The 17711-nt window shown below is 66.6% G+C and carries 18 protein-coding genes; 12 read left to right on the top strand and 6 right to left on the bottom strand.

What is annotated here, in order from left to right:
- Positions 1-5: 5 nt before the first annotated feature.
- The 4 genes from EV675_RS02025 to EV675_RS02010 form a co-directional block, all read right to left on the bottom strand.
- Positions 6-1220: a CaiB/BaiF CoA transferase family protein gene (locus EV675_RS02025; protein WP_130355757.1), complete on the bottom strand. Its 1215-nt coding sequence runs from the start codon at positions 1218-1220 to the stop codon at positions 6-8.
- Positions 1217-2488 (bottom strand): CaiB/BaiF CoA transferase family protein, encoded by a 1272-nt coding sequence (locus EV675_RS02020; RefSeq protein WP_165404382.1) that lies wholly within the window; start codon positions 2486-2488, stop codon positions 1217-1219. Before EV675_RS02020 ends, EV675_RS02025 begins: the two co-directional genes overlap by 4 nt.
- A complete protein-coding gene (locus EV675_RS02015; RefSeq protein WP_242621303.1) occupies positions 2485-3747 on the bottom strand; it encodes a Rieske 2Fe-2S domain-containing protein in 1263 nt (420 codons plus the stop codon). Before EV675_RS02015 ends, EV675_RS02020 begins: the two co-directional genes overlap by 4 nt.
- An 82-nt stretch (positions 3748-3829) precedes the next feature.
- Positions 3830-4951, bottom strand: coding sequence for a thiolase family protein (locus tag EV675_RS02010; protein WP_130355754.1), 1122 nt, complete (start codon positions 4949-4951; stop codon positions 3830-3832).
- 235 nt (positions 4952-5186) lie between these two features.
- Here EV675_RS02010 and EV675_RS02005 point away from each other — a divergent pair, with 235 nt between their 5' ends.
- The 11 genes from EV675_RS02005 to hslU all read left to right on the top strand — a co-directional run bounded on the left by EV675_RS02005 (position 5187) and on the right by hslU (position 15374).
- A complete protein-coding gene (locus EV675_RS02005) occupies positions 5187-6827 on the top strand; it encodes an FAD-dependent monooxygenase (protein WP_130355753.1) in 1641 nt (546 codons plus the stop codon).
- Positions 6828-6842: 15 nt separating this feature from the next.
- Complete coding sequence (locus EV675_RS02000; RefSeq protein WP_207221903.1) at positions 6843-7955, top strand: CaiB/BaiF CoA transferase family protein; 1113 nt, start codon at positions 6843-6845, stop codon at positions 7953-7955.
- A 27-nt stretch (positions 7956-7982) separates the two neighbouring features.
- Complete coding sequence (locus tag EV675_RS01995; RefSeq protein WP_130355751.1) at positions 7983-8828, top strand: fumarylacetoacetate hydrolase family protein; 846 nt, start codon at positions 7983-7985, stop codon at positions 8826-8828.
- 83 nt (positions 8829-8911) lie between these two features.
- Positions 8912-10105, top strand: coding sequence for a class I SAM-dependent rRNA methyltransferase (locus tag EV675_RS01990; protein ID WP_130355750.1), 1194 nt, complete (start codon positions 8912-8914; stop codon positions 10103-10105).
- 262 nt (positions 10106-10367) lie between these two features.
- Positions 10368-10856: a Fur family transcriptional regulator gene (locus tag EV675_RS01985; protein WP_130355749.1), complete on the top strand. Its 489-nt coding sequence runs from the start codon at positions 10368-10370 to the stop codon at positions 10854-10856.
- A gap of 35 nt (positions 10857-10891) precedes the next feature.
- Positions 10892-12016 carry a CobW family GTP-binding protein gene (locus EV675_RS01980; protein ID WP_130355748.1) on the top strand — a complete coding sequence of 375 codons (1125 nt, stop codon included), beginning with the start codon at positions 10892-10894 and terminating at the stop codon, positions 12014-12016.
- Between the two features lie 230 nt (positions 12017-12246).
- Positions 12247-12672 (top strand): RNA polymerase-binding protein DksA, encoded by a 426-nt coding sequence (gene dksA / locus EV675_RS01975; RefSeq protein WP_370282629.1) that lies wholly within the window; start codon positions 12247-12249, stop codon positions 12670-12672.
- Positions 12673-12779: 107 nt separating this feature from the next.
- Positions 12780-13010: a hypothetical protein gene (locus tag EV675_RS01970; RefSeq protein ID WP_087838667.1), complete on the top strand. Its 231-nt coding sequence runs from the start codon at positions 12780-12782 to the stop codon at positions 13008-13010.
- A gap of 3 nt (positions 13011-13013) precedes the next feature.
- A complete protein-coding gene (locus EV675_RS01965; RefSeq protein ID WP_130355747.1) occupies positions 13014-13394 on the top strand; it encodes a type II toxin-antitoxin system death-on-curing family toxin in 381 nt (126 codons plus the stop codon).
- Between the two features lie 121 nt (positions 13395-13515).
- Positions 13516-14052 carry an ATP-dependent protease subunit HslV gene (gene hslV, locus EV675_RS01960; RefSeq protein ID WP_130355746.1) on the top strand — a complete coding sequence of 179 codons (537 nt, stop codon included), beginning with the start codon at positions 13516-13518 and terminating at the stop codon, positions 14050-14052.
- A gap of 5 nt (positions 14053-14057) precedes the next feature.
- Positions 14058-15374 (top strand): ATP-dependent protease ATPase subunit HslU, encoded by a 1317-nt coding sequence (gene hslU / locus EV675_RS01955; RefSeq protein ID WP_130357869.1) that lies wholly within the window; start codon positions 14058-14060, stop codon positions 15372-15374.
- Between the two features lie 3 nt (positions 15375-15377).
- Here hslU and EV675_RS01950 read toward each other — a convergent pair whose 3' ends face one another.
- On the bottom strand, positions 15378-15671 hold the full coding sequence (locus EV675_RS01950; RefSeq protein WP_124691566.1) for a copper-binding protein: 294 nt from the start codon (positions 15669-15671) through the stop codon (positions 15378-15380).
- A gap of 97 nt (positions 15672-15768) precedes the next feature.
- Positions 15769-16200, bottom strand: coding sequence for a Cu(I)-responsive transcriptional regulator (gene cueR, locus EV675_RS01945; RefSeq protein WP_130357868.1), 432 nt, complete (start codon positions 16198-16200; stop codon positions 15769-15771).
- Between the two features lie 417 nt (positions 16201-16617).
- Here cueR and argB point away from each other — a divergent pair, with 417 nt between their 5' ends.
- Positions 16618-17547 (top strand): acetylglutamate kinase, encoded by a 930-nt coding sequence (gene argB / locus EV675_RS01940; protein ID WP_124691565.1) that lies wholly within the window; start codon positions 16618-16620, stop codon positions 17545-17547.
- The last annotated feature ends 164 nt before the right edge of the window (positions 17548-17711 follow it).

Raw genomic sequence — 17711 nt, 5'->3', positions numbered from 1 at the left:
CATCTTCATGCCAGCACGCCGCAGTCGCGCAATTCGCCGATCTTGGCCGAGGCGAAACCCAGCACCTGGCCCAGCACGTCGTCGGTGTCGGCGCCCAGGCACGGCGCGGCGCGGGTAAGGTGCGATGGAGTGTGCTCGAACCGATAGGCCGGACCGTTGTAATCCAGCGTCCCCATCTCGGGATGCGCAAGCGGCCAGAAATGGCCGCGTTCCCGCAGCACGGGATCCGCCAGCAGGTCGCCGCCGCGCAGGCATGCCCCGGCCGGCACGCCGGCGCGGCGCAGGGCGCCCATGAGTTCGAAGGCATCCCAATGCGCGGTCAGCTCGCCGACCGCGCGTTCGACGGCCTCGGGCGCGTGCCTGGCCGCCGCCGGGTCCGCCAGTACGGCGGAGGGCTTTCCGCGGGACGCCAGCATGTCCATGCAGGCATGCCACTGCTCATGCGTCCAGACTTCGACGGCGATCCAGCGGTCCTCGCCCTGGCACGGCAGCACCGCATGCAGCAACGCACGCGGGTCGGCATTGCCGGCTCGAACCGTCTCGCCTCCGCCCGCCTGCAGCTTGACGATTTCCGCGGACAGGAACATGACGCCGGTATCGACCTGCGCGAGTTCGATATGCTGGCCCTGTCCCGTGCGCTCCCGGTGGATGAGCGCGGCCGCCAGCGCGGTCATGCCGAAGCGGGGCGAGACGGAATCCGTATAGGCCCCCTTGGGGACCGCGGGCGGGCGGTCGGGCCAGCCCGTCAGCCCGTGGAAGCCGGCGATGGCCTGTCCCTGCGCGCCGAAACCGGGGTGAGTGCTCCACGGCCCCGTGTCGCCGTATAGCGACGAGCTGACCATGATGACGCTGGGATTGACCTCGCTCAGCCGCCGGTAGCCGAATCCCCATTTGTCCATGACCCGGGGCCGGAAGCTGTCGGCGACCACGTCCGCCCACTTGACCAGGGGCAGGACGACTTCCGCGGCGCGCGCATGGTTCATGTCGATGGCGATGCCGAGCTTCGAACTGTTGAAGTCGGCGAAGAAACCGCTGCGGTTGATGCCGCGCACCCCGTCCTTGAACGGCCCGCCCAGGCGCACGCTGTCGGGATGGCGAGTCGATTCGATCTTGATCACGGTCGCGCCGTTGTCGGCGAGCTGCTTGGTGATGATCGGACCCGCCGCAGCCCAGGTGAAGTCGGCGACCTTGATGCCGTCGAAGATGGAACCGCGGCTCATGCTTGCTCCTTGATGGTTGCCCCTCGGGCGCCGTCGGCATCGATATCGGCCAGGGCGAATTCGCCCGGGCCGGGGGCGGGCCGCAACGGAACCAGCGGGGTGGCGCGCAGGTTGGCCCACGTCGCCGGGTAGTCCAGCGTCGTGCCGCGCGTGTCGTCCCGCAGCGACGCGTACAACCCCCGTTCGCGCAGGTGGGCGTTGTCGAGCACGTCTTTCACGCCGTTGATGGGCGCCAGCAGGATCTGGTTTCCGACTGCCCTGTCCATCAACTGCCGCTTGGTCTTGGTGCGGATGAAATCGCCGATGATCACCGCCACCCGGTCGTAGTCCTCCTGGCTGATGGACGCCGCGTCCCTGCCGTTCCAGTCCCGCGAAGTGAGGAGTTCATCGGCCACGCCTTCCTCGGCCATCCAGGCCACCAGCGCCGCATAGGACCGTTCTCGCACCACGCCGAAGCCGCCGCCGACCGGCGCGATGGTGATGTAGCCGTCGGCGCATTCCCAGACGAGGCGGGTGTAGAAATTGTTGGCCCTTTCCTTGCGCACCGCGCCGCCGCGGGTTTCATTGATGCCCAGCAACTGCCAGATCATGGTGGTGTTGAGCAGCGTCCACGTGATGCACTCCTGCATGGAGATGTCCACGCGTTGGCCGACGCCGGTGCGCAGGCGATGGTAATAGGCCATCAGCGCCGCGCCCGCCGCCTCCGATCCGCCATGCAGCACGGACACCGGCAGGCCGATGCGGACCGGCGGCCGGTCGAGGTCGCCGTTGAGGCAAAGGTGTCCGCCCAGGGCCTGGATCACCAGGTCGCCGGCCGGATGGTTCTCGTAGGCACCGCCTCGGCCGAACGGCCAGATCTCCGTCCAGACCAGGCCGGGGTTCGCGGCCCGGGCCAGCGTTGCCAGCGCATCGTTCTCGGCCATGGACAGGCGCTGGTGGTCGGTGACCACGATGTCGGCCGTCCGCGCCACCCGTATCCAGTCTTCGCGCCCCGCCTCCGTATCGAGATCGAGGCACAGGCTGCGCTTGTTCACGTTGAATGCGAGCCAGAACGGGTTGATGCGTTCGCCGTTGGGCAAGCTGACCAGCGGTTCGGCGGTGCGCGCGGCCTCGCCTCCCGGCGGTTCGACCTTGATGAGCTCCGCCCCCAGGTCCGCCAGCATGCGGCCCGTGACCGCCGCCGCGCCGGCGCTCAGCTCCAGCACCCGGACGCCCGCCAGGGCACCGCCGTCGGCGCTTCCCTTGTATTCGTTGACGTCGCTGCTCATGGCTTGTACCCGAACCCCTTGCCCAGCCGGGCGGTCATGGGTTCCTTGCCTGCCTCCGCCCATTCGAGTTGCGGATCGATCGTCAGCGAGACGGCCCGCATCATGAGCAGATCCGGATTCGCCACGGTGGCGGGCGCGTGCCCCTCGTCCCGGTACCGTTTGGCCAGGTCCAGCAGGTGGCGGCGCGCGGCCACGATGCCGGCATCGCTCGCCCCCAGTTTTTCCGCGGACCGGTCGGCGATCGGCCCCAGCCCGGCCTGGCAGCCGGTGTCCTGCACCCACAGCCCCGGCAGCCCCGAGAACCAGGTACGGACCTGGTCTTCGTGCTTGAAGAGAAAATCGGATTCGCGATTGAACCGGGTCCAGTATCCGAAATAGGGATCGGCGGGATTGTCGTGCCGGAAGGCATCGCGGCTGGGGTGGCCCGTCTCGCGGCCGTTGTAGCCTTCCTCGAACAGTTTCCTGGTTTTCTCGTACAGCGGCTCGTCGGGGTGGTAGCTGAACATCAGCACGAGCGTATGCTCGTCATCGATGGGGACCCAGGCGTGGCCGGTCAGCTCGGGAAAGACGGGCTGCGGCGGCGTCAGGGTATAGAAGGGTTCGAGCAACTGGGTCACGCGCCAGTACGCCTTGTCTTCCAGGCCGCGGCGCGCGGCGATGCTGATACCGTAATCCTGCCTGACGACCTCGAACTTGGGACGGCGGTCCCGCACGTAGAGCAGGCGCTTCATGCGGCCTTCCGCATCGACCCGGCCGTGCAGGAAGCTGGCGTGCGCGGAATCGATGTCGCCTTCCAGTCCTTGCAGCCAGTTGCACTCCTGCACCCGCAGCGAAAGGTGGACCTGTTCGGGGGCGACGAGATTCCACTCGACGTTCGGCAGCGGGGGCGGATTCTGCTGCTCGGGGCCCATGTAGGCCCACACCACCCCGTTGCGCTCCCGGCAGGTGTAGGACTTGATCCGCACCCGCTCCTTGTAGCGGCTTTCTTCCGGTTCGGCGGGCATGTCCGTGCATTGCCCGGTGCGATCGAACTTCCAGCCGTGGTACACGCAACGCAGGCCGCCATCCTCGTTGCGCGCATAGGCCAACGGCGCGCGGCGGTGCGCACACGCGACGTCGACCAGGCCGATCTGCCCGTCGGAGTCGCGGAATGCGACCAGGTCCTCGCCCATGAGCCGGACGCGCTTGGGCGCGCCGTCGGCCGCGAGATCCTTCGACAGGAAGAACGGCAGCCAGTACAACCGCATGAGATTGCCCATGGCGGTTCCGGCACCGACCCGTACGAGCAACTCGTTATCTGCATGTGACAACATCAAACCACCTCATCAGGAAACATCGTATTCACGCCGGGTCATTGCTGAGCACCAGCAAGGAGGAGTAATCGAACGGTCCGACCTGGACCAGGCAGTCGGCCGCGCCGGGGACCTGGCGGTCACCGGCCTGGCCCCGCAGTTGCAGCACCGCTTCGCGGACGTGGCCGGCGCCGTGCAGCCGGCCTTCGCCCAGCGCGCCGCCGAAGGTGTTCACGGGCAGCTCGCCGCCGATCTCGCACTCGCCGTCGCGCACGTAGCGCCAGGCCGCATGCGGCGGACACCACCCGAGCCGCTCCAGCCATTCGTAGACCAGGAAGGAGAAGCCGTCGTAGATCTGGCATAGATCGATGTCGGTCCGGTCACGGCCCGAGCGCTCGAAGATCTCGTCGGCGGTCAGCCAGTTCGCCGAGCCGGCCACATAGACGGGCGGCTGCCTGGAAGCCGCGGCCAGCTCCGGCCGCGTCATGACGAAGGCGACCGCGCCGCTGACCGGCATGTCGCAATCGAGCATGCAGAGCGGTTCGGCGATCAGCGGCGACCGCAGGTAATCGTCCAGCGCGATCTCGCTCTTGTCGCGCCAGATGGCATGGGGATTGCGCGAGGCGTTGCGTCGCATCAGCGCGACCAGTTCGTACAGGTCGCGCCGCGTGGCGCCCGAGGCGCTGAAGTACGCCTGGAGCCGCGTGGCGAACCTGGCGCCGCCGGTGTGGTAGCCGAAGGGGGCGGTGAACTGCTCCTCGCCATGGGCCTCGCGCGACTTGACCTCGCCGTATCGGACGCCCGGCAGGTTGCACAGGGCCCGCACGGCAAGCAGGTAGTCGCATGCCCCGCTGTGCAGAAGATGTCCGGCGGTCGTCACCATCTCGGTGGGAAACGCGCTGTTCAGGTCGATGGCGACGGACAGGTTCTCGAGTCCCAGCCTGCCGGCCAGCAGCCGGGCGGAGATCTCGTCGGCGCCGTCCACGTGCAGGGCGGCGGCATGGGAGGCCTTGGGCGATCCGATGTAGCCGTCGATCTGTTCGCGGTCGATGCCGGCGTCGGCCAGGGCCGCCATGGCGGCATCGAGCGCGAACGCCACGATGCTCCGGTCCGAGCGCCGCTCGATGCTCGAACCGCCCACGCCGATGATCGCCGCCTTTGCTCTTCCCACGTCTCTCCCCATCTTTGAACCGTTGGTCCGACCGCCCCGAAACCCGCATGGAATCGGCGTTTGGGCGCATATCGTTTTTTCATACTATTGGCGCGCCAACGGCGAAGTCAAAGCGCTTCTGCGGCGCGTGCACAAAGTGCACCGCGGGGAAAATGAGTTTGTGCGGGAGCTCCCGCAAGCATTAATAAAGGAGGTGATGCAACGGCATTAAGTCACTCGTAAACAAGGAGGTCTCATGAGGTCCGTGGATGTGGTGATTGTCGGCGGGGGTCCGGTCGGCATGCACCTGGCGATGAATCTGGAAGCGTCGGGCGTGCGATCGATGATCGTGGACAGGAGCGGCGGGTCGCGCGACTATCCGCGGGGCAACACGCACAACTGCCGGACGATGGAGCACTTCCGGCGGCTGGGCATATCGAAGCAGGTGCGGCAGCTCCGCGGCTTGCCGGCCGACCACCCCACCGACGTGGTGTACAAGACCGCCCTCAACGGGCTGGAGATATGCCGGCTGCCCATGCCCTCCGAAGCGGAAAAGCAGGAGGGCCTGCGCCATGTCGCGGTCACCGACCAGGTGCCGGAGCCCATTCTTCGCTGCAACCAGATGTACGTCGAGAAGTTCGTCTTCGACCACGTCCATGCGTTGCCGGCCATCGATTGCCGATGGAGACACGAGTTCGAAGACTTCGAGGAACGTCCGGACGGCGTAACGGTATCCATCGTCGATGGCCAGGGGCGGCGCGAAACCGTCGACTGCCGCTACCTGGTCGGTTGCGACGGCGGCGCGAGCCTCGTGCGCCGCAAGCTCGGGATCGGGTACTCGGGCAAACGCCCGGAGGAGCGGGCCTACGCCAGCGGCGCGATGGCATCCACCTACATCAAGGCGCCCGGGATATACCAGAGGTTCATCCGCCGCAAGGCATGGCAATACTGGGTGATCAACGAGAACGTGCGCGCCAATGTCGTCTCGCTGGACGGCGGCACGCACTTCCTGATGAACACCAAGCTGCGCAGCGAGGACGCGAATCCGGACGTCGAGGCCATCTCGCGATACTTCATGCAGGCCGTGGGCGAACGCATCGACGCGCAGTTCATCTCCCACACCCCGTGGACCGCGGGCCAGGCGCTGGTGGCCGACAGCTATGGCCGGCAGCGGGTGCTGCTGGCGGGGGACGCGGTCCACCTGTTCACGCCCACGGGCGGATTCGGCATGAATACGGGCGTGGACGACGTGGCCAATCTCGGATGGAAGCTGGCCGCCACCGTTCAGGGCTGGGGCGGGCCGCAACTGCTGGCGTCCTACGAGCAGGAGCGCCGGCCGATCGCTTTCCGCAATACCGCGGCGGCCAAGCGCATGTCCCTGACCAACGGCGAAGTGCCGGTGGGCGCGCACATCTCGGAGGACTCCAGCGCCGGCGAACGCGACCGGGCCGCCGCCGCGGCAATGCTGTCCGGCTTCGGCGACCAGTTCGCCTCGCTCGGCGTGCAGCTTGGCGCGCACTATTCGGATTCGCCCATCGTCCGCCATGGCGGCGGCCGCGTCGCCGACGACCCGAACGAATACGTGCCCACCTCGGAGCCGGGCGGCCGGGCGCCGCATGCGTTCCTGGGCCATGGCGTATCGCTCTACGACCTGTTCGGCAAGGGCTTCACGCTGCTGTGCCTGAAGCCGGGCGCCGACGTGTCCGCCTTCAGGCAGGCCGCGGCGGCCCGCGGCATACCGCTGGATATCGCCAACGTCGACCTGCGCGAGGTGCGCGACCTCTACGCCTGCGATCTGGTGTTGATCCGCCCCGACCACCACGTGGCATGGCGCGGCGACGACGCGGCCGGCGACGCCGACGCCGTCCTGGCGCAAGCGACCGGCTGGCAGGGCTAGATCATGACGGCAACCATGCATGAAACCGAAGCGGCCGCGGCGCCGGATCTTGCCCGCGGGCCGCTGCGGGGCGTCCGGGTGCTGGAGTTCGCCGGCCTCGGGCCGGCGCCTTTCGCCGCCATGATGTTGGCGGACATGGGGGCGGACGTCGTCCGGCTGGAGCGGCCGGGCGCGAAGCGCCGCGCCAGGGACATCATCCTGCGCGGCCGCCGCTCGTTCGCACTCGATCTTAAGCAGCCGGACGACGCGGCCTGCGCCCGGGAACTGGCCTTGCGCGCCGACGTGCTCATCGAAGGGTTTCGTCCGGGAGTCATGGAGCGCCTGGGACTGGGGCCGCAACCCTTGCTCGAGGCGAATCCGGCGCTGGTCTATGCCCGCATGACGGGCTGGGGGCAGACCGGACCGCTGGCTCTCCATGGCGGGCACGACATCAACTACATCGCCCTGGCGGGCGCGCTGGGCGCGATCGGTCCGGCCGGCCAGCCGCCGGCCGTACCCTTGAACCTTATCGGCGACTACGGCGGCGGTTCGCTATTCCTGGTGGTGGGCATACTCGCCGCCATCCTGGAAAGCCGCCGTTCCGGTGCGGGGCAGGTCGTCGATTGCGCCATCTGCGACAACGTCCTGTCCATGATGTCGCTGTTCCACGCGATGGCGGCATCGGGAACGTGGCACCCGGAACGCGGGGCAAATCAGCTGGACGGCGGTTCGCACTTCTACTCCAGCTACGAATGCAAGGACGGCCGCTATATCGCCGTGGGGGCCGGCGAACCGCAGTTCTACGAAGCCTTTCGCCGGGTCGCCGGCCTTTCCGATCCGCTGTTCGACCGGCAGCGCGACCCCGCCGCATGGCCCGAACTGCGTTCGCGGGTCGCCGCCGTATTCCGTACCAGGACGCGCGCCGAATGGGTGGCGGCATTCGACGGCGTGGATGCGTGCGTCACGCCGGTCCTGACATTGGACGAGTCGCTGGCGCATCCCCATTTCAACGACCGGCAGCGCGTGGCCGAGATCGACGGCATCAGGCAGGCGGCTCCCGCCCCGGCATTTTCCCGCACCCGGTCCGCCATCCGTCCGGGCTCCGTCTTTCCTTCCAGGGAAGCTCTGGCCTCCTGCTGGTCCACCTGACCGCTGTTTTCACAAGGAATACCCTCCATGAAATTCGTCAGCTTCATCGTCGACAACGAATCCTCCTACGGCCTGGCCGTGGAAGAGGGCATCATCGATCTTCGGCCCGCCTTCGGAAACCGCGCCGCCGATCTCAAGGCCCTGATCGCCGGGGGCTTGCTCCAGGAAGCCGCCCGAGCCCGCGCGGCGGGGGTGCTGCGGCAACCGGGAGAGGTCCGGCTACTGCCGGTCATCCCCAATCCCGGCAAGATTGTGTGCGCCGGGTTGAACTACGCTGACCACGTCCGCGAGACCGGCCGCCAGGTCACCGAGGATCCGGTCCTGTTCCTGCGCGTGCCCGAGTCCCAGGCCGCCCATGGCGAAGACATCGTCCTGCCGCCCGAGTCCGGCAAACTCGACTACGAAGGGGAGATCGCGGTCATCCTGGGCCAGGGTGGACGGCGCATCGCGGAAGTGGCTGCGTGGGACCACATCGCCGGCTATGCCTGCTACAACGACGGCAGCCTGCGGGACTGGCAGACGAGCACCTCGCAATGGACGGCGGGCAAGAACTTCTGGCGGACCGGCGCCTTCGGCCCCTGGATGGTCACCGCCGACGAAATTCCGCCGGATCGCAAAATGACGCTGACCACGCGCCTGAATGGCGTGGAAATGCAGCGCGCGACGTCCGACATGCTCATACACAGTATTCCGCGGCTGATCGCCTACATTTCGACGTTCATGCCGCTCGCGCCCGGCGATGTGATCGTGACCGGCACTCCCGGCGGCGTCGGCATGAAACGGATGCCTCCGGTCTTCATGAAAGAGGGCGACATCGTGGAAGTGGAGGTCGACGCGATCGGCGTGCTGCGCAACCGCATCGGCAGGGAATAGGCGCCGATTTGGGCCTCGGGCCCGGCGGCGGTACCATGGCGGCCTGCCGTCAGGCCCCATCCCTCCGCTTTGAAGAAGTCCCGATGAACGACGTCGTTCTCAAGCCCGGCAAGGAAAAGTCCCTGCTGCGGCGCCATCCCTGGGTCTATGCCACCGCCGTGGCGCAGGCCGCCGGCCGGCCGCAGGCCGGCGACACCGTGCGCGTGGTCGACAGCCGCGGCAATTTCCTGGCCTGGGGCGCCTACAGCCCCGATTCGCAGATACGCGTGCGCTGCTGGACCTTCCGCGAGGACGAGCCGGTCGACGCCGCCTGGATGGCCGCCCGGGTCGCCGACGCCGTGGCCCGCCGCGCCGCGCTGGCCGGCCGCACCGACGCGGTGCGGCTGGTGTTCGGCGAGGCCGATGCCCTGCCGGGTTTCGTGGCCGACCGCTATGCCGGCCAACTGGTGGTCCAGTTCCTGGCCGCCGGGGTCGAGCGCTGGCGCGAGGCCCTGGTCGACGCGCTGGTGGCCGCCACCGGCTGCGCCGACGTGTACGAGCGCTCCGACGCCGCGGCGCGCGAGCGCGAGGGCCTGGCGCCCCGTACCGGCGTGCTCCGGGGGGCGCAACCGCCCGCCGAGGTGGAAATCGTCGAGGACGGCGTGCGCTACGGCGTGGACGTGGTCCACGGCCACAAGACCGGTTTCTACCTGGACCAGCGCGAGAGCCGGCGCCGGGTGGCGGAACTGGCCGCGCTGGCCGGGCCCGGCGCCACGGTGCTGAACTGCTTCTCGTACACGGGCGGTTTTTCGCTGGCGGCCATGCGCGCCGGGGCGGCCCGTGCCGTGTCGGTGGATTCGTCGGCCGACGCGCTGGCGATGGCCGCCCGCAACGCGGCCCGCAACGGCCTGACCGAAGCCGCCTTCGAGTGCCGGGTGTCCAAGGTGGCCGAGGCGCAGAAGGCGCTGGCCGCCGAAGGGCAGTTGTTCGACATCGTGGTACTGGACCCGCCCAAGTTCGCCCCCTCGGTGCACCACGTGGACAAGGCGGCGCGCGCCTACAAGGACGTCAACCTGAAGGGCATGAAGCTGGTCAAGCCGGGCGGCTATCTGCTGACCTTTTCGTGTTCGGGCGCCATCAGCGTGGACCTGTTCCAGAAGATCGTGGCCGGCGCCGCGGTGGACGCGCGCCAGGACTTCGTGCTGCTGGAGAGGCTGGCGGCGGGGATCGACCATCCCATGCGCATGACGCACCCCGAAGGCGAGTACCTGAAGGGGCTGTTGCTGCAGCGAGTCTAGGGCGTATGCGCCCGCTTTCGTCGCAAACGGTTACCAAAATCGGCCGGAAGGCTTGAATTCCCCCAAAGCGGCCCCATATCTCGCGTTTGCCGGTGGCGATTCGTGGTACACCGTCCGCTGCTTTTTACCTGGGGTCCGCCTCCAGGGGGAAAAAGCGGTTTGTGCCGCGGGGCGGACCGGGGGTTAGTCCGGGTTTGCCCTGGCAAAGCGGCTTGTGCTGTAATCCGGCCCCGCTTGGCGGGCCGAACGGAAGGAGCGACGCGTGGAGGATCTGGCCCGCGAGGCGATACGTGCCCAAGGCGCACGAGTCACCGCAACCCGGGTGCATGTCTTGGCGACCCTGATGGAGGCGGCAAGCGCGCTGTCGCACCAGGAGCTGTTCGACCGCATCGGGTCGTCGGTGTCGGTCGACCGGGTCACCGTGTACCGTGTGCTGGAGTGGCTGGTGCAGACCGGCCTCGCGCACCGCATCGCCGGGGAAGACCGAGTCTGGCGCTTCAGCGTCGCCCGGCCCGGCGACGATGCGGGAACGCCCCACGCGCATCACCATCACGGCGAGCTGCATGGGCACTTTCAATGCGATGTCTGCCGGCGCATGTTCTGTATCGATGCGCCGGTGGGTATCCAGCAGAATCTCGATCGCCTGCCCGACGGTTTCGAAGGGCGCGATGTGGAAATGGTCGTGCGCGGGCGCTGTCCCGCCTGCGTCCAGGCCGGCCGCGAAGCCGGCGACGAACGCAAAACGCATTGACGCGTCCCTGGACGCATGTGCAAGGAGCTGTATAGATGAAGGCTGCGGACAAAACACCGAAGCAGATTCCGGTCACTGTCCTGACGGGGTTCCTGGGCGCGGGCAAGACCACGCTGCTCAACCGGATTCTGACTGAGCACCATGGCCGCCGGATCGCCGTGATCGAGAACGAGTTCGGGCCCGAAGGCGTGGACAACGATCTCCTGATCCAGGACCGCGACGAACAGATCATCGAGATGAACAACGGCTGCGTGTGCTGCACGGTGCGCGGCGACCTGGTGCGCATCCTGATCGACCTGAAGGACAAGCAGCGCGCCGGCGCGCTGAACTACGAGCGGGTCATCATCGAGACCACCGGCATGGCCAACCCCGGCCCGGTGTGCCAGACCTTCTTCATGGAAGACGAGGTGGCCAGCTACTTCAGGCTGGATGCCGTCATCACCGTGGTGGACGCCAAGCACGGCATGCAGACGCTGGACGAGCAGCCCGAGGCGCTCAACCAGGTGGGTTTCGCCGACCGCCTGCTGGTTTCCAAGGTGGACCTGGTCGACGACGCCGACTACCAGGCCCTGCGTTCGCGCCTGGTGCACATCAACCCGCGCGCCACGATCACGCCGGTCAATTTCGGCGAAGTCGACCTGAAGGAAATCCTGGACATCAATGGCTTCAACCTGAACGCCATCCTGGACATCGACCCGGAGTTCCTGGCCGAGGAACATCCCGACGCCGCGGAGCACGGCCATGATCACGGGCACGATCATGGCCACGACCACGCTCACGAACATGGCGAGCAGTGCGCGGTCGACGGCTGCAGCGACCCCAGCCACCACCATGCGCACGGCCATCACCACCACCATCACGACGACGCCATCGGCGCCTTCGTGTTCAAGTCGGACAAGCCGTTCGACCCCATGCGCCTGGAGGAATTCCTGGGCGGCGTGGTGCAGGTGTACGGAACCGATTTATTGAGGTACAAGGGTATTCTGTACATGAGTGGCGTGAACCGCCGGATGCTGTTCCAGGGCGTGCACATGCTGATGGGAGCCGACGCCGGCCGGGCCTGGGCGCCGGGCGAGAAACGCGGCAGCAAGCTGGTCTTCATCGGCCGCAACCTGCCTCGCGATGTCTTCATGCACGGCCTGGAGCAATGTCTGGTGTAGGTCCCCCCCTACGCGCTGACGCGCGCCCCCCAGGGGGCGGCGCTGGCGGACCGGCGGAGCCGGATCCGCGGCGCCCACGGTGGGATACCCGGCTTGCCGGGAGCGATTGGAATATGCGGTGCTGTGTGGGAATTGGAAAGCCTTATTGATTCGCGCGGAGCATTTTCATGGCAACGAAAGCGTCGAGCAAAACCTTAAAAGTCACTCAGGAGGACGCGTTGGAAAACGTGATGACCAAGCCGGCTGAGGCCGTGCTCTCTGAAAAAGAGTTGTTGGCCATGCCCGAGGCCGACTATATGAACGAAGCGCAGCTTGCCTTTTTCAAGAGCCGGCTCCAGGAAATCGAACGCGAACTGCTGCAGAACGCCGGTGAAACCACCGAGCACCTGCGCGAGACGCCCTTCGTGCCGGATCCGGCCGACCGTGCCACGATCGAGGAAGAGCACGCCCTGGAACTGCGCACGCGCGACCGCGAGCGCAAGCTGCTGAAGAAGGTCCAGCAGGCCCTGGGCCGCATCGAGTCGGGCGAGTACGGCTGGTGCGAGGAAACCGGCGAGCCCATCGGCGTCGCCCGGTTGCTGGCGCGGCCCACGGCCACGCTGTCGCTGGAGGCGCAGCAACGCCGCGAACTGCGGCAGAAGCTGTACGGCGACTGACGCGATCGTCCGCGCGATCCGTATGAACGGCGCCTCTGGCGCCGTTTTTTTTTTCGCGAAAACTTGCTTTATCATGAAATATCAAGATAAATCATGATGGAATGGTCATGACCACAACCGTTCGGGAGAAATTCTCCTCTCAAGCCGCCCCTGAAGTGCTCGCCGCCTTGCGCCAGATCGCGGAAACCCAGGGACGCCAATTCCAGGCAGTGCTGGATGACGCATTGCGCGATTACATCGACAGGCAGCAAAAAGAACGTCCCCGCCGGCACGTCATGGCTGCGTTCGCGTCGAGTGTGGACGAATTCGACAGTCTGTATCGCGAACTGGCCAAGTAGACCGTGTCGCACGATTATCTGACCGTGGCGGACGTGCTGGGCATGCATGCGCTATTGATGCAGCGCTACGGTGGCGCGCCGGGCGTACGTGATCCGGGTGCGATCGAGGCGGCACTGTTTCGGCCGCAAACCGGCTATTACGAGGATATCGTGGCCGAAGCAGCCGCCCTGATGGAAAGCATGGCGATCCATCATCCGTTCGTGGATGGCAACAAGCGTATCGCTTTCGCCGCGGTCGACGTGTTCCTGCGCATCAATGGCTGGCGCCTGCAACGGCGGCCGGCGCGTATCCACAAGGAGATGATGCAGATGTTCGAGGCCGGAACGTTCGATATTGCCCATATCGATCCGTGGCTGCGCGGGTTTGCGATTTCCGGGGAATAAGGCTCAGGGCGGGAGACCCACCTCTTGAATCGGGCCCCCGTCGCCCCCACTATCCAGAAGTCGTTTTCGCTCGTCGGCCCGGCGCGCCAGCGCGGGGCCGCGGGCCCATCAGGAAGAGCAAATGGAACAATTCCACGGCACCACCATCATCAGCGTGCGCCGCGGCAACCGCGTTGCCCTGGGCGGCGACGGGCAGGTCACCCTGGGAAACATCGTCATGAAGGGCAGCGCCCGCAAGGTGCGCCGCCTGTACAAGGATTCGGTGCTGGCGGGCTTCGCCGGCGCCACGGCCGACGCCTTCACGCTGATCGAGCGTTTCGAGGGCAAGCTGGAAAAACACCAGGGGCACCTGCTGCGCGCGGCGGTGGACCTTACGCGTGACTGGCGCACCGACCGCGTGCTGCGCCGGCTGGAAGCCATGCTGATCGTGGCCGACCGGGACTCGACGCTGGTGCTGACCGGCAACGGCGACGTGCTGGAGCCCGAGCACGGCCTGGCGGCCATCGGTTCGGGCGGCGCCTATGCGCAGTCGGCCGGCCTGGCGCTGCTGCAGAACACCGACATGGCCCCCGAGGACATCGTCAAGAAGTCGTTGTCGATCGCGGGCGACCTTTGCATCTACACCAACCAGCATCACACCGTCGAGGTACTGGAATGAACATGATGACCCCCGGTGAGATCGTCTCCGAACTGGACAAGTACATCGTCGGCCAGGACCGCGCCAAGCGTTCCGTGGCCATTGCGCTGCGCAACCGCTGGCGCCGCCAGCAGGTGGCCGAGCCGCTGCGCCACGAGATCCACCCCAAGAACATCCTGATGATAGGCCCGACGGGCGTGGGCAAGACCGAGATCGCGCGCCGCCTGGCCAAGCTGGCCGACGCGCCCTTCGTGAAGGTCGAGGCGACCAAGTTCACCGAGGTGGGCTACGTGGGCCGCGACGTCGATACCATCATCCGCGACCTGGCCGAGGTGGCCGTCAAGCAGGTGCGCGAGGCGGAAATGCGCCGCGTGCGCACGCAGGCCGAGGACGCCGCCGAGGACCGCATCCTGGACGTGCTGGTCCCGCCCGCGCGCGACGCGATGGGCAATCCCCAGCGTGACGACAATGCCGCGCGCCAGACTTTCCGCAAGCGCCTGCGCGAAGGCCAGCTGGACGACAAGGAGATCGAGATCGAGGTGGCCCAGGCCGTGCCGCAGATGGAGATCATGTCGCCGCCGGGCATGGAGGAAATGACCGAGCAGATCCGCGGCATGTTCGCCGGCATGGCCCAGGGCAAGAAGAAGGTCCGCAAGCTGCGCATCAAGGAAGCCTTCAAGCTGCTGGTGGACGAGGAAGCCGGCCGCCGCGTGAACGAGGAAGAACTGCGCACCAAGGCGCTGGCCAGCGTCGAGCAGAACGGCATCGTGTTCCTGGACGAGGTCGACAAGATCGCCACCCGCCAGGAAACCAGCGGCTCGGACGTCTCGCGCCAGGGCGTGCAGCGCGACCTGTTGCCGCTGGTCGAGGGCACGACCGTCAACACCAAGTACGGCATGGTGCGCACGGACCATATCCTGTTCATCGCGTCGGGGGCTTTCCACCTGTCGCGGCCGTCGGACCTGATTCCCGAACTGCAAGGGCGCTTCCCGATCCGGGTCGAGCTCGATTCGCTGTCGGCCAAGGATTTCGTGCGCATCCTGTCCGAAACCGATGCCTCGCTGGTCAAGCAATACACGGCGCTGCTCGAGACCGAGGGCGTCCGGCTGGAGTTCACCGACGATGGCATCGAGCGCCTGGCCGAGCTGGCCTTCGCGGTGAACGAGAAGACCGAGAACATCGGCGCGCGCCGGCTGTACACGGTGATGGAAAAGCTGCTGGAGGAGCTGTCGTTCGACGCGACCCGCAAGAGCGGGGAAGTGGTGCGCATCGATACCGACTACGTCAACCGGCAGCTGGAAGAGGCCGCGGCGCACCAGGACCTGGCGCGCTACGTGTTGTAGGCCTTATTTCGGCTGGATGGCCGTGATCGTGTATTGGCCGTTGATCTTGTCGGCCGCGAAGCGCACGTTGTCGCCGGCCTTGATCTGGTTCAGCATCGAGGGGTCCGCCACCTTGAAGACCAGCGTCATGGCCGGCAGCTGAAGGTTGGAGATGGGGCCGTGCTTGAGGGTGACCTTGCCGTTCGCCGCGTCGATGCGGCGCACCTCGCCTTCGGCATTGAGCGCCTGCGCAAGCGCGGCGCCCGCGGTCAGCGCGAGGGCGGCGACCGTGGCGATCAGGGCGAGTAGACGTTTCACTGCGTTCTCCTTCTGGCGATAGGGCGGCAGGCAGGCCGCCGATACCCGGAATGCTAACAGGCTGCGCCGGCGGGCCGCCCCGGTACGGGGATTGGTTTCATCCGTTGCAGGTGTGCTCGGCCAGGCCGCGCGTGCCCATGCCGGGGGTCGCCAGGCCGCTCAGGATGGGGCAGTCCGGACGGTGGTCGCCGTGGCAGTGGGAGGCGAGCTGCTCCAGCGTGGCCTTCATGGCCTGTAGACCACGGATCTTCTCGTCCAGTTCATCGATGTGCGCGCAGGCCAGGCGCTTGACCTCGGCGCTGGGCCGGCCGCGGTCGTTCCACAGTTCCAGCAGCGTCCCGATCTGGGGAATGGAAAAGCCCAGGTCGCGCGCGTTGCGGATGAACTGCAGCATATGGACATCGCTTTCGCCATAGAGCCGGTAGCCGGACTCGGTGCGGTGGGCGGGCGGTATCAGTCCTATGGATTCGTAATGCCGGATCATCTTGGCCGAAACGCCCGAGGCGTCGGAAGCCTGTCCTATGTTCAGCGCCTGCATGTCGATCTCCTTACCAGGGTGGAGAAGATTCTAGACCTTGCCATCATGTCAAGGTAAATACGGCCGTTCCCCCGTATTTCAAGCCTGGCGGGCGTCTGTGGAAAAGCCTGGGGGCAAGGCTGTGGAAAGCCTTTGGAAATCCCTGTGGACAACTTGTGGGAAACGGTGTGGAAAGGCTGTGGGCAAGCTGTGGGTTTCCTGGGGAAAGCAGGTGGAAAACCGGGGTGTTTCATGTGGAAAAGCTGTGTGGAACCTTGTGGGAAAGCCGTGGACAGCCCTGCGGACAAGCCTGGGGAAAAGGCCGGGACAAGTCCGGTATAACGGCGGGATATCCTGTGGACGGAATCCGGCGGGCGCAGTGGCTACAATTGAGCCTGTTTGTCCATTCCTTCCCTCAGGCGCGCCGCCATGACCGACACCAACCAAGCAGATTCCTCGTCTTCCGAACACGGGCCGCTGGCTACGCTCACGCCCCGGATCAAGGCCGGCGTATTGGCAGAAGCCTTGCCGTACATCCGCCGTTTCCATGGCAAGACGATCGTGGTCAAGTACGGCGGCAACGCCATGACGGAAGAGCGGCTGCAGCGCAGCTTCGCGCACGACGTGGTGCTGCTCAAGCTGGTGGGCCTCAATCCCATCGTCGTGCACGGCGGCGGCCCGCAGATCGACGACGCGCTCAAGCGCGTCGGCAAGCAGGGCACCTTCGTGCAGGGCATGCGCGTGACCGACGCCGAGACCATGGAAGTGGTGGAGTGGGTGCTGGGCGGCCAGGTCCAGCAGGACATCGTGATGATGATCAACGAGTTCGGCGGCAAGGCCGTGGGCCTGACCGGCAAGGACGGCGGCCTGATCCGCGCCCGCAAGATGCTGATGCCCGACAAGAACAACCCCGGCGCGCAGCTGGACCTGGGCTTCGTGGGCGAGATCGCGTCGGTCGACCCGTCGGTGGTGAAGGCGCTGCAGGACGACCAGTTCATCCCCGTCATCTCGCCCATCGGCTTCGGCGAGGATGGCATGGCCTACAACATCAATGCCGACCTGGTGGCCGGCAAGATCGCCGAGGTGCTGCACGCCGAGAAGCTGATCATGATGACCAACACCCCGGGCGTGCTGGACAAGAACGGCAACCTGCTGACCGGCCTGACCGCCAGCAAGATCGATGAATTGTTTGCCGACGGCACCATCTCGGGCGGCATGCTGCCCAAGATCTCGTCGGCCCTGGAAGCCGCCAAGAGCGGCGTCAATTCCGTCCACATCGTCGACGGCCGCGTCGAGCACTGCCTGCTGCTGGAAATCCTGACCGCGCAAGGCGTGGGCACGATGATCAAAAGCCACTAGTAGAAGGCCCCCCCGTACGCGCTTACGCGCGCCCCCCAGGGGGCGGCACTGGCGGACCGGCGGAGCCGGATCCGCTGTGCCCTGGCAAGTCATCGGTTGGTCGAGGGTGTTTTTCTTTTTATGAGTCAGGATATTTCTACGCAAGGCCCCCCATCTTCTTCCGA

Origin of the sequence: Pigmentiphaga kullae, from assembly GCF_004216695.1 — a bacterium.
Taxonomy (GTDB): Bacteria; Pseudomonadota; Gammaproteobacteria; order Burkholderiales; family Burkholderiaceae_B; genus Pigmentiphaga; species Pigmentiphaga kullae.
Note: the sequence above shows the minus strand (reverse complement) of the source record. Positions and strands in the feature narration are given on the sequence as shown.

Bases quoted from the DNA above. Each gene is read 5' to 3' on its own strand.
- EV675_RS02025 (WP_130355757.1), bottom strand. From the start codon at position 1,220: ATGAGCCGCGGTTCCATCTTCGACGGCATCAAGGTCGCCGACTTCACC.
- EV675_RS02020 (WP_165404382.1), bottom strand. From the start codon at position 2,488: ATGAGCAGCGACGTCAACGAATACAAGGGAAGCGCCGACGGCGGTGCC.
- EV675_RS02015 (WP_242621303.1), bottom strand. From the start codon at position 3,747: ATGGGCAATCTCATGCGGTTGTACTGGCTGCCGTTCTTCCTGTCGAAG.
- EV675_RS02005 (WP_130355753.1), top strand. From the start codon at position 5,187: ATGAGGTCCGTGGATGTGGTGATTGTCGGCGGGGGTCCGGTCGGCATG.
- EV675_RS02000 (WP_207221903.1), top strand. From the start codon at position 6,843: ATGCATGAAACCGAAGCGGCCGCGGCGCCGGATCTTGCCCGCGGGCCG.
- EV675_RS01995 (WP_130355751.1), top strand. From the start codon at position 7,983: ATGAAATTCGTCAGCTTCATCGTCGACAACGAATCCTCCTACGGCCTG.
- EV675_RS01990 (WP_130355750.1), top strand. From the start codon at position 8,912: ATGAACGACGTCGTTCTCAAGCCCGGCAAGGAAAAGTCCCTGCTGCGG.
- EV675_RS01980 (WP_130355748.1), top strand. From the start codon at position 10,892: ATGAAGGCTGCGGACAAAACACCGAAGCAGATTCCGGTCACTGTCCTG.
- dksA (WP_370282629.1), top strand. From the start codon at position 12,247: ATGACCAAGCCGGCTGAGGCCGTGCTCTCTGAAAAAGAGTTGTTGGCC.
- EV675_RS01970 (WP_087838667.1), top strand. From the start codon at position 12,780: ATGACCACAACCGTTCGGGAGAAATTCTCCTCTCAAGCCGCCCCTGAA.
- hslV (WP_130355746.1), top strand. From the start codon at position 13,516: ATGGAACAATTCCACGGCACCACCATCATCAGCGTGCGCCGCGGCAAC.
- hslU (WP_130357869.1), top strand. From the start codon at position 14,058: ATGACCCCCGGTGAGATCGTCTCCGAACTGGACAAGTACATCGTCGGC.
- argB (WP_124691565.1), top strand. From the start codon at position 16,618: ATGACCGACACCAACCAAGCAGATTCCTCGTCTTCCGAACACGGGCCG.